Genomic DNA, 11,270 nt, shown 5'->3' on the forward strand with positions numbered 1-11,270 from the left:
AGAGCGTGTCCAATCAAAACGGGCATAGGACCCGCTCCGGCTACTTGTTTCTACGCATTATCCAAGCCAAAACCGCTTCGCGCTTTTGGCTCGAAAATGCTTCGTTTATTCCGCCCAATAGGCTTGCGTCAGATCGTCAGCCGGGACCGGCATGTTCTTCCACAGGCCCTTCACATTCTTGTTCCACACACCGATTTTCGGCAGCGCATAGAGGAAGATGTTCGGCTCGTCGGCAGCAAGTTTTTCCTGCAGCTTCTTCACGAGTTCGAGCTGCTCCTCATCGCTACCAGCCTCGGCATAGGCCTTGTAGAGCGCCTTGTATTCCGGGTTGTTGTAGTTGAAGTAGTATTTGTCGCGGGCATAGATATCGAGATCGCGCGCCTCGGTATGCGCGATGATCGTCGCGTCGAAATCCGACCGCTTGAACACCTGATCCAGCCATTGCGCAAACTCGATCGGCACCAGATTGGCCTGGATGCCGACCTCCGCCAGCATGGCCGCGATGATCTCGCCGCCGCGCCGCGCATAGGCCGGTGGTGGAAGCGTGATGGTGATCGACGTGCCCGCTGGAACGCCAGCCTCCTCCAGCAACTGCTTCGCCTTGGCCGGATCATAGGGATAGGTTTCCGACAGGTCGACATAACCCGGATCGACCGGCGCATAATGCGAGCCGATTGGCGTGCCGAAACCGGAATAAACGCCTTCGATCAGCGCCTTGCGGTCAATGGCGTGGGCCAGCGCCTGACGCACCTTCACGTTGTCGAAAGGAGCCGTGGCATTGTTGAGCGACAGCAGGACCTTGCCCGCAGTATCACCCACTTCGACCTGCAACTTGTCGTCGCTCTTGAAGCGGCTGATGAGTTCCGGTGCCTGGAACATCGGGAAGACGTCGATGTCACCGGCAAGGATGGCCGCGGCAGCAGCCGACGGGTCGCTCACAAAACGGAACGTAACGGCGGAAAGCTTTGCCGGTTCGCCCCAATAGTCCGGGTTGCGTTCGAGCTCGACGCGGTCGCCCTGCACCCAACGTTTGAATTTGAACGGGCCCGTGCCAACCGGCTTGGTCTTGTTGTCGGCAGCCGAATTGGGCGCGACCATGACCGCGTCACCCCAACCCATATTGAACAGGAAATTCGAGGTCGGACGCTTCAGCGTAACAACGGCGGTGGCGGGATCAGGACATTCCGTGCTCGCAATAGGCTCGAACAGTCCCTTTTGCGCATTGGTGGAATCCGGAGCCACGGCGCGGTCATAGGAGAATTTCACCACCGGACAGTCGAACGGCGTGCCGTCATGAAACTTCACGCCCTGCCGCAACTTGAACGTATAGGTCTTCTTGTCGTCGGAGACGGTCCAGCTTTCAGCCAGAAGCGGCTTCACCGTGCCGTCCTCGACAATGCGCACCAGACCTTCATAGAGGTTCGCATAGGTAACCTGCCGGATGCCGGCGGCGGCGTTGGCGGTCGGATCGAGGCCTGGCGGCTCCAGCACTTCGCCGACCACCAGCGTGTCTTTTGCAAATGCACCGTTGATCGATGCCAGCATCGCGGCTGTTATCAGCCCGGCTTTCAGCAGCTTACCCATTGTTCCTCTTTGGCTCCCCTTGCCTTTTTTCCTAAATCGAACGCCCGCCATCCACGTCGAGCGCAACCCCGGTAATCATAGAGGCAGCGGGCGAGCAAAGGAAAGCCGCAGCTTCAGCCAGATCGTCGGGTTTCAACAGGCGGCCCATCGGAATGGAATCGCGGAATTTTTTACGGATTTCCTCGGTGTCCTCACCCATGAAAGTGGTGAGAAGCGGCGTTTCACCAGCAACCGGGTTCAACGCCACCACACGGATTTTCGCCGGAGCAAGCTCGATGGCGAGCGCCTTGGTGACCGAAACCACCCAGCCCTTGGTGGCATTGTACCAGGCAAGGTTCGGACGCGGGCGACCAGCGCCGGTCGAGGCGACGTTGAGGATTACGCCCTCGCCATTGCCCTTGAAATGCGGGATGAGCTTGCGGGTCATCAGGTAGACGCCGCGTACGTTGACGCCGAGAATGCGGTCGAATTCTTCCGGCTCGACCAATTCGGCATTTTGCGGCTTGTGGCCGATGCCGGCATTGTTGATCAGAATATCGACCTTGCCGAACTTCGACAGGGCAGCCTCCACCGCCGCGTCGACATCGGCTTCCCTGGAGATATCGGCAGCAACGGCCAGCGCCGCCTCGCCGATTTCGCCTGCCACGCGCTCAGCGCCTGCCTTGTCGCGGTCCACGATGACGACCTTTGCGCCGCCGTCAGCAAAGCGCTTCGCCATGCCTTCGCCAAACCCCGAACCTGCTCCCGTGATGAGCGCGACCTTACCTTCAAGCGACACTGTAATCTCCTTAACCGTGATACACGGAAATCGTCTTCAGCGAGGCGAACCCATAGAGCGCCTCGAAGCCCTTTTCACGGCCATGGCCGGATTTCTTCACGCCGCCGAAGGGCAATTCGATGCCGCCACCGGCCCCATAATTGTTGATGAACACCTGACCGGAATGGATGGCACGCGCCAGGCGGAACTGACGTCCGCCATCATTGGTCCAGATACCGCAGACGAGGCCATAATGCGTGCCATTGGCAATCGCGATGGCCTCTTCTTCTGTGTCGAACGGCAGGATGACCTGCACCGGACCAAAAATTTCTTCCTGCGCCAGACGATGGTCGGCAGGAACATCGCGGATCAGCGTTGGCAGGACATAGGCCCCGCCTTCCGGCGCATCTTCCGCCAGCACGCCTTGCGCGGCAATGGCCAGGCCGCTTTCTTTCGCAAGAGCCAGATAGTCATCGACAATCGCCTTCTGGCGCTGCGACACGACCGGGCCGACAGACAGATCGGCGCTGGCTGGCCCGACCTTCAATGCGCGGTAGCGCTCGCTCATGCGGGCGACAACTTCTTCATAAATGCTGCGCTCGACCAGAATGCGCGACGAGGCCGAGCAGGTCTGACCGGCATTCTGGATGCCCGCATTGACCAGAAACGGCAAGGCGCGGTCGAGATCGGCATCGGCGAAGACGATCTGCGGCGATTTTCCGCCAAGTTCCAGCGTCACCGGCACCGTATTCTTCGCAGCCGCAGCCTGAACCGCTTCCCCGGTACGAACGGAGCCGGTGAATGAGATGTGATTGACGTCCGGATGTTCGGAGAGCGCCGCACCGGCTTCCGCGCCAAGCCCGGTCACGACATTGAGCGCGCCTTTCGGCAGGCCGGCCCTTTCGGCAATTTTCGCAAATTCCAAGATGGTCAGGCAGGCTTCTTCAGCAGGTTTGACCACGGCTGCATTGCCCATGGCAAGCGCTGCGCCAAGACTGCGGCCCAGAATCTGCATCGGGTAGTTCCACGGAATGATATGGCCGGTAACGCCGTGCGGCTCATAGATCGACAGAACCGTAAAACCGTTCTGATAAGGCAGCGTGTCGCCGTGCACCTTGTCGGCGGACGCGCCATAAAATTCGAGATAACGCGCCAGCGCCACCACGTCGGCACGCGCCTGCGTGACCGGCTTGCCGACATCCTTCGATTCCAGATCGGTCAGGAGGTCGATGTTCTTCAACACCTCTTCAGAAATGCGGTGCAGCACTCGGCCACGTTCAGTCGCCGTCAACTTGCCCCAGTCGCCCGAAAGTGCGCTGCGCGCCGCTGCAACGGCCAGATCGATATCGGCCTTGGTGCCGCGCGCAATCAACGCAAGATCGCTGCCGTCGGAAGGGTTTTTGAGCGTGATATGCTCGCCGCCAACGGCATCCTGCCATTCGCCCGCGATGAAATTGCCATAACGGAGCAAGCCGGCTCCTCCCGTCTTGTTCTCATGCTTCATTTTCGTTCTCCCGAAGCGGCATTCCCGCCTCCAACCTTGCCGTGGTTGCGCGGATATGCGCCCGCGCCAGCCGCTCGGCCTCCTCGCCATCGCGCGAAGCGATGGCCTCGACGATGGCCCCATGCTCGCGGATTGCATCGCGCGCCCGATCCACCGACAGCGAAAAGGACGGCGCAAAAACCTGCGATGTCATGCGCAGAAGCGGCACGAAGGCGATCAGCGAAGCATTACCCGCCGTATTCATCACCGCCATATGAAAATCGACGTTGGATTGGGTATAGGCTTTCGGGTCCCATGGATCGACAACCGCGCCCTGCCCCGCAACATGCGCGCGCAGCCTGGCGATATCCGCATCCGTTGCCCGTTCGGCGGCAAAGCGCGCCGCGACCCCATCCAGCACTTCGCGCACCGCATAGGCATCGATCAGCCGGGTGAGATCGGCTGAAGCGACACGAACACCCCGCCCCGGCAGGTGAATGACCAGCCCGTCACGCTCGAGAACGCGCAGAGCCTCGCGCAAGGGCGTGCGGCTGATGCCGAATTCAGCCGCGATATGTTCCTGCCTGAGTATAGCGCCCGGCGCATAATCACCCGCATAAATCCGCTCGCGAAGTGCATCTGCCACTTCGTCCAGCAAACGGGTCTGACTGCGCCATTCAAAAGCCGCCAATCGAAAAGCCTCCCAACTTTTCTGGACACAATATCCTGGATACAAAATCAGTCAATCTGAAAACGGTTATGCTTTTCAGAAATTAAATCGCGTGGAAAAGACCGGAAATTTCGTGGATGGCTCCCGAAAAGACGCAAACCGTGAAGGCGGCCCTTAGGGACATAACGCGGGACAACCCCTTCGAGATTCTCACTCGCCAACGATTTCCGCCAGCATGGCGGCGAGCTGGCGGATTTGTTCGGGTCCATTGTCCATGTGACGTATGACGATTTCCATCGGCTCGACGGAGGGCAGTCCAGCGGCGGCAGGCACCACACGATGACCGGGCAACGCCACACGCTTCGGCAACAGGCTGACACCCAGACCCTCGGCAACTGCGCTCTGGATACTCGCCAGGCTGGAGCTGGTGAAAACCACATGCCAGCGCCTGCCTGCCCGGTCGAGTGCCTCCATCATGTCGCTGCGATAAAGCCCGTTGGGCGGGAACACGACAAGCGGCAGGGGATCGACGTGCGACACGGGGAAGTCGGCGCTTTCCAGCCATGAAAGCGGTTCCGGCCAGCGCATCGTCCCGACCGTTTCGCCGCGCTTCTGTTTCACCATGACCAGATCGTATTCCCCGGTCTCGAAACCTTTCTGCAAATCACGGCTGAGACCGCTTGTCACCTCGAGTTTCGTGTTTGGGTGCGCGCGCATGAAACGCGCCAGCGCAGGTGTCACCAGCCGCGAGGCGAAATCTTCCGGCAGGCCGAGGCGGAACACGGCGGTGAGCGCCGTCCCGGTCATCGCGGCGGCTGCCTCGTCATGGAGTTGCAGGATGCGGCGCGCATAGCCCAGCAGCTTTTCCCCTGCATCCGTCGGACGCACATCATGCCGGACACGTTCCAGAAGCGCCTGCCCGGCGGCTTCCTCCAGCCTGATGATCTTCTGGCTTATCGTCGATTGGGTCGAATGCAACTGGGCAGCAGCTACCGTAAAACTGCGGCTGTCTACGACAGCCACGAAGGCCCGCAAAAGATCGAGATTGAAAGCAATATTCATGAAGCCACTGAATAGCAGTTAAACATTTAATTTCCAAATATGTCACCCGGCCTGTATGAACGCAACAAGCAGGAGAACCAGCCGATGCGTCAAACGATATTCAGCTTGAGTGCCTTGGCATTGATTGCAGGGACCGTTGTCATGACCGAACCGACATTGCCCGGCCACCATGCCGCAGCCCGTGCCGAAACCTCGCTTATTCAAGCCGCGGCAGCCGGCGACCTGGCGTCGGTCAAAGCAGCCATCCAGGCAGGAGCGGATCTCGAAGCACGCGGCAGAAATGGCGAGACAGCGCTTCTTGCAGCAACCCACGCAAACCACATCGATGTCGCCCGTGCGCTCATCGATGCAGGGGCGGACGTCAACGCCAGGGATGCCATCAAGGACAGCCCCTATCTTTATGCGGGCGCGCGCGGACACCTCGAAATTCTCAAGATGACGCTCGCGCATGGAGCAGACCTCAAAAGCACCAACCGCTATGGCGGAACGGCTCTCATTCCCGCTTCCGAACGCGGGCATGTCGAAACGGTGCGCACGCTGATCGAGGCTGGCGTGAAGGTCGATCACGTCAACAATCTCGGCTGGACGGCGCTCCTTGAAGCCATCATGCTTGGCGATGGCGGCCAGCGCCATGTCGAGATCGTGAAGCTTCTCATCGAAGCCGGTGCCGACGTCAATCTCGCCGACAATGACGGCGTGACGCCTCTCCGACATGCCCGCAGCCGTGGCTATGCGCCCATGGTGGCCCTGCTGGAAAAGGCTGGCGCGAAATGAGCAGCGACGGCACATTTCTCGATCAGGCCATAAAGCTCGCCTTCGACAATATTGAGCAAGGCGGACGCCCGTTTGGCGCTGTGGTCGTCAAGGGCGGCGAAGTCATCGCCACCGGGGTCAACCGTATGCAGGCCGATTGCGATCCCACCGCGCACGCAGAATTGCTGGCGCTGCGCGCGGCAGGAAAGGCGCTGCGATCGCCGCGCCTCGATGGTTGCGAAGTCTATGCCAGCGGCCAGCCCTGCCCCATGTGCTTTGCCGCCATGCGCATGGCAGGTGTGGAAAAAATCCGCTTCGCCTATTCCAATGAGCAGGCCGAACCTTTTGGCCTTTCGACCGCGAAAATCGCCGCGGAACTTGCCAAGCCTCTGCATGCACAGACCGGCATCAGTTTCGAACATTCCCCGCCGGAAAACGATCCGGAACTCTATCAGCTATGGGAAAGCAAGAATAAGACTGGCGCCTGAAACATGCAGACTACCAACCACCCGGCAACCGGCGGCGGGCGCACCGCAAGCTTTGCCCTTATTGCGCTCGTCGTCCTGATCGGCCTCAACCTGCGTCCGTTCCTGACTGCACCGGGGCCGGTGCTTTCAGACATTGCGACCGATACGGGCATGGGTTTCGGCGCCCTGTCCCTGCTCACCTTTCTGCCGATGATGCTGATGGGTCTTGGCGCTTTTGCAACCCCGCGCATCCAGACGCTATTCGGGACCCGCCGCAGCATGTTTGCAGCGCTGGCCATTCTTGCAGCAGGCTCTCTCCTGCGCGGCTTCGTGTCGGATGGCATTTCGCTGGTTCTGACCGCCGTGCTATGCGGCGTGGGCGTTGCTATGATTCAGGCATTGATGCCCGGTCTCATCAAGGCCAGCTTCCCATCCACCATTGCCCCGGTGACGGGGCTCTACTCAGCCATGATCATGGGCGGCGGCGCGCTCGGTGCGCGGCTGACACCATGGCTTGCGGGAAGCCAGCATAACTGGCGGTTCGCCCTCGCCGCGCTTGCCTTCCCCGCCGTGCTCGCCTTGCTGGCAGCGGTCCCCATTCTCCGCGAAACCTCGTCGTCGGGCAAAAAATCCGGAATAACCGGTCATCTCCTGCGCCGCCCGCGCACCTGGGTGCTGATGGCTGCATTCGGCCTCGTCAATGCGGGTTATTCATCCATGGTTGCGTGGCTTGCTCCCTATTACCAGTCGCTGGGGCTTGCAGCGTCCACCACCGGAAATCTCGTCGCGGCGATGGCAGTCGCGCAGGCGCTCGCGGCCTTTGGACTGCCCTTGCTCGCCCGCCGCAGCACCGACCGCCGGCCTTTCCTGTTGCTGACATTGGCCATGCAGGCAGTTGGCTTTGCTGGCCTTGCCTTTGCACCGCAACTTTCCCCGTTCTTCTGGTCGGCGATCTGCGGCGCGGGTCTCGGCGGCAGCTTTGCCCTTGCGATGATTACATCGCTCGACCATCTGCCCAGGCCGGAGGAAGCAGGCGCGCTTACCGCCATGATGCAGGGCGGGGGGTTTCTGATCGCCGCTCTCGGTCCGGCCGCCACCGCTTTCCTGCACGGATTGACCGGCTCGTTTGCTTCCGGCTGGATCATGCACCTCATTCTGGTCGCAAGCATCTGCCCGCTCTATCTGAGCTTCAATCCGCGCAAATATGCGCATGTGATGAAACTGCCAGTGCAGGCGGAAACTGGCGCATGATAGCGTTTCCCTGCCAGTTTGACGCGTCGTCACGCCGTTGCGATGCAAGCACCATGGGGCTGTCATGGGGCTGCAGGCGCGGTGGGCTCCGATTTCATCCACAGCTTTGCGAAAGAACAGGCAAATATCTTGCACAAAGAAGCAAATTTCCCTGTTGCAATCTGCGAAGCGTTGGTTCATATAGCGCCTGCCTGACGGAAACGAACGGTTCCGGAATGACTGGCGCGAGCGGGTGTAGCTCAGGGGTAGAGCACAACCTTGCCAAGGTTGGGGTCGAGGGTTCGAATCCCTTCGCCCGCTCCAGTTTCTCAAATCAGGTTTTACGAAGGCTGCCGACAGGCGGCCTCTCGTGTTTTCAGGACATCTCGTCATTTGATTTCAGCTAGCGCATTTCCAGCAAAAGTGCGAAGCGTCTACGCGGGGAAAATCAGTTCACTGGACTGATTTCTTATCCCGCTTCGATGCGTTGGATAATGCGATAAAACAAATAGTTAGAGCGGTTCCGGCGATTCTGTTAGAACAGGAACCGCTCTAGATCAGCTTGAACGGCAGCCCCGTAAGAAGCGCCTTGATATAGCGCTTCTTCTGAAAATAGCCGTTGAGGGAAATACGCGGAATGGCCGCGACCGGCATCACACCGGGCTGCTGCAGCACGCCAGGCTGCGTGGTTACGCCCACATCGAAGCCTGCTTTTGAAACGACTTCGATTTCACGTTCACCGACCGCCGTCTTCCAGCCATACGGATAGGCAAAGGATCGCGGCCTGTAGCCGGTATAGTTTTCAACCGAGGCGGTCGAATCGGCAATCTCCCTTGCCAGCCTGTCGTCATCCACGCGCCGCAGGTTGACGTGAGTGACCGTGTGCGCCCCAAGATGCACAAGCGGATCGCGGGCCAGGTCATGCAGTTCGGATGCGTTCATCACCGATTCGTCGACGAGAGAAATCGGATCGACCCCGGCCATCTTCGCCGCTGCGTCGATGCGGGCTACCGCCTCGTCTTCGTCGAAATGTTGCATGAACTGGACGAACCTTGCGAAGGCAGCTGATTTCTGGCCTTGGCTTTGCGCGCGGACATCAACGGCACCGCCGCCGAAGTCGAACCGGAAACCGTCGGCTTCCGTTACCAGAGCCGCACTGGTTCTCCACCACATGGATCGAGTACGTTCCACAAAACCGGTCGTGATGAAGATCGTGTAAGGAACATTATGCCGTCCAAACACGGGCGCTGCGAATTCCGCATTGTTGCGATAGCCGTCATCCAGAGTGAAGGCGACATACTTCTGTCTATTATCGGGCTCGGAAAGCAGCTTCGGCAAATCATGCAGGTGGACGGGCACAAGGCCCGCTTCCAACGATGCTTCTATGGCCATTTCGAGCGTCTGTGGCGTAATCGAGAGAATTGCGTTCGGGTCCAGCCGATCTGTCGCCTCTTCCGGTTTGACGTGATGCATCGTGAAGACGACACCACGTCCACCGGCAGAAGGGAAAAGCGCCGCAGCACCGGAAAAGGCGATAGCCTCCAGCCCGGCACGGATCAGCGGATATTTCAAACTGCCCTTTATCGACCGCAGCGACATGGCCTGATTCTTTTCCCCCAAAGGCTCCTACGGCAACTGCCTTGCCCTCGTTGGCCTATAGCAATTACGTCGCCCCGCGTGAATTGCATTCATCCATTCACGCGAAAGGCCGCACGCTGAGCGTACGGCCTTTAACATGCTCTTCGTTAACACATCAAAGCGAAGTCGAACTCTTCCACCAGTCGGTTCCACCGTCATGCGCATACTGGTCAATTTCTGCCAGTTCCTCGGCGCTGAATTCCAGCCCCTTCAGGGCACCCAGCGAATTTTCAAGCTGTGTTACCGAACTTGCCCCGATCAGCGAAGAGGTGACACGCGGGTCGCGCAGTGTCCAGGCGATCGCCATTTGAGCCAATGTCTGACCGCGACGTTCCGCGATGGCGTTCAGCGCCCGGATACGGCCCAGCAGCTCTTCGTTCTGTGCACTGGCCTTCAGCGAGCCGCCCTGATTCGCCCGCGCCCCTTCGGGAATTCCGTTCAAATAGCGGGAGGTCAGCAATCCTTGAGCCAGAGGCGAAAAGACAATGCAGCCGGTTCCGATCTCGCCAAGCGTATCGAGCAGGCCATTTTCAATCCAGCGATTGAACATGTTGTAATTGGGCTGATGAATGAAAAGCGGGACCCGCTCTTCCTTCAGGATCGCGGCCGCCTTCTGCGTCAGTTCCGGTGAATAGCTGGAAATCCCCACATAAAGCGCCTTGCCCTGACGGTGCAGATGCGCGAGCGCCCCCATCGTCTCTTCCAGCGGCGTCGTGGCGTCCACACGGTGCGAATAGAAGATGTCGACATAGTCGAGCCCCATCCGCTTCAGCGACTGGTCGAGGCTGGCGATCAGGTATTTGCGACTGCCGCCAATGCCTCCGTACGGCCCCGGCCACATGTCCCAACCGGCTTTTGAAGAGATGATCATTTCATCGCGATAGGGCCGAAAATCACTGGCCATCACGCGGCCGAAGTTTTCTTCCGCTGAGCCGGGAGGCGGTCCATAATTGTTTGCGAGGTCGAAGTGGGTCACGCCTAGATCGAAGGCCCGGCGCAGGATTGCGCGACCATTTTCATAGACATCCCGACCGCCGAAATTGTGCCAGAGACCAAGTGAAATAGCTGGCAAATCGATACCGCTCCGACCAGTGCGGCGATAGATCATATCCGACTGATAACGGTCGGCAGCTGCAGAATAATGCATCACGCATCTCCATCAATGAAATGATCGATCATGCGGGGAAGCCGATGCCCGTTCCACGCATGACAGACGTGGCGCCTATTTGAACCTGAAAGGCACGCGAGGCAACGGCTATCTGGTTATATCGCTCCGGCGAACACCACGCGACCGCTGTCCGGACCCGCGCGTAATCTACCGCAAGCAGGTCGCGGCGCGGATCAAAGTGCTCAATGCCGCCCAGATGACGCGGCACCGGCAGCAGCTCTGCCGCGCCGTCTTCAGCACAATCCGTCTTGCAACCCGACGAAACGGGAGAATTAGAGATTGAGCATATCGAAGAATTGGGAGCGATTATGCTTTTGACTAAGGAGGATCAAAACGCGAAAAAGCCCCGTTAGGTTGGTAACGAGGCTTATTCAACAACACTGGTTGCGGGGGCAGGATTTGAACCTGCGGCCTTCAGGTTATGAGCCTGACGAGCTACCGGGCTGCTCCACCCCGCG

Annotated in this window: 10 protein-coding genes and 2 tRNA genes; 4 read left to right on the forward strand and 8 right to left on the reverse strand. The window is 59.4% G+C overall.

Translation table 11 applies throughout. The annotated features are described in order from the left end of the window. Positions 1 to 105: 105 nt before the first annotated feature. The 5 genes from JNC63_RS18175 to JNC63_RS18195 all read right to left on the reverse strand — a co-directional run bounded on the left by JNC63_RS18175 (position 106) and on the right by JNC63_RS18195 (position 5,556). Positions 106 to 1,584, reverse strand: a complete 1,479-nt coding sequence (locus JNC63_RS18175; RefSeq protein WP_063881567.1) for an ABC transporter substrate-binding protein — start codon at positions 1,582 to 1,584, stop codon at positions 106 to 108. A 31-nt stretch (positions 1,585 to 1,615) separates the two neighbouring features. After that, positions 1,616 to 2,362, reverse strand: a complete 747-nt coding sequence (locus JNC63_RS18180) for a glucose 1-dehydrogenase (RefSeq protein ID WP_006467635.1) — start codon at positions 2,360 to 2,362, stop codon at positions 1,616 to 1,618. 10 nt (positions 2,363 to 2,372) lie between these two features. Then, the gene (locus JNC63_RS18185) at positions 2,373 to 3,845 is read right to left on the reverse strand and encodes an aldehyde dehydrogenase family protein (RefSeq protein WP_063881568.1); all 1,473 of its coding nucleotides are present in this window, start codon (positions 3,843 to 3,845) and stop codon (positions 2,373 to 2,375) included. Continuing rightward, positions 3,835 to 4,515: a GntR family transcriptional regulator gene (locus JNC63_RS18190; RefSeq protein WP_063881569.1), complete on the reverse strand. Its 681-nt coding sequence runs from the start codon at positions 4,513 to 4,515 to the stop codon at positions 3,835 to 3,837. Before JNC63_RS18190 ends, JNC63_RS18185 begins: the two co-directional genes overlap by 11 nt. Before the next feature lie 189 nt (positions 4,516 to 4,704). Then, positions 4,705 to 5,556 (reverse strand): LysR substrate-binding domain-containing protein, encoded by an 852-nt coding sequence (locus tag JNC63_RS18195; protein WP_063881570.1) that lies wholly within the window; start codon positions 5,554 to 5,556, stop codon positions 4,705 to 4,707. Positions 5,557 to 5,640: 84 nt separating this feature from the next. Here JNC63_RS18195 and JNC63_RS18200 point away from each other — a divergent pair, with 84 nt between their 5' ends. The 4 genes from JNC63_RS18200 (at position 5,641) to JNC63_RS18215 (ending at position 8,330) form a co-directional block, all read left to right on the forward strand. Further along, positions 5,641 to 6,330: an ankyrin repeat domain-containing protein gene (locus tag JNC63_RS18200; RefSeq protein WP_081255516.1), complete on the forward strand. Its 690-nt coding sequence runs from the start codon at positions 5,641 to 5,643 to the stop codon at positions 6,328 to 6,330. Beyond that, positions 6,327 to 6,797 (forward strand): nucleoside deaminase, encoded by a 471-nt coding sequence (locus tag JNC63_RS18205; protein WP_006467640.1) that lies wholly within the window; start codon positions 6,327 to 6,329, stop codon positions 6,795 to 6,797. Before JNC63_RS18200 ends, JNC63_RS18205 begins: the two co-directional genes overlap by 4 nt. A gap of 3 nt (positions 6,798 to 6,800) precedes the next feature. Next, the gene (locus JNC63_RS18210) at positions 6,801 to 8,027 is read left to right on the forward strand and encodes a cyanate transporter (protein WP_063881571.1); all 1,227 of its coding nucleotides are present in this window, start codon (positions 6,801 to 6,803) and stop codon (positions 8,025 to 8,027) included. A gap of 228 nt (positions 8,028 to 8,255) precedes the next feature. Then, positions 8,256 to 8,330: transfer RNA gene (locus tag JNC63_RS18215), tRNA-Gly, on the forward strand. Between the two features lie 228 nt (positions 8,331 to 8,558). On the opposite strand, the gene JNC63_RS18220 is transcribed toward JNC63_RS18215, so the two are convergent. The 3 genes from JNC63_RS18220 to JNC63_RS18230 form a co-directional block, all read right to left on the reverse strand. After that, positions 8,559 to 9,605 carry a polysaccharide deacetylase family protein gene (locus tag JNC63_RS18220; protein ID WP_063881572.1) on the reverse strand — a complete coding sequence of 349 codons (1,047 nt, stop codon included), beginning with the start codon at positions 9,603 to 9,605 and terminating at the stop codon, positions 8,559 to 8,561. 154 nt (positions 9,606 to 9,759) lie between these two features. Further along, positions 9,760 to 10,791: an L-glyceraldehyde 3-phosphate reductase gene (mgrA, locus tag JNC63_RS18225; protein WP_063881573.1), complete on the reverse strand. Its 1,032-nt coding sequence runs from the start codon at positions 10,789 to 10,791 to the stop codon at positions 9,760 to 9,762. A 402-nt stretch (positions 10,792 to 11,193) separates the two neighbouring features. After that, positions 11,194 to 11,270: transfer RNA gene (locus JNC63_RS18230), tRNA-Met, on the reverse strand.

Source organism: Brucella ciceri (genome assembly GCF_041930145.1).
GTDB lineage: Bacteria > Pseudomonadota > Alphaproteobacteria > Rhizobiales > Rhizobiaceae > Brucella > Brucella intermedia.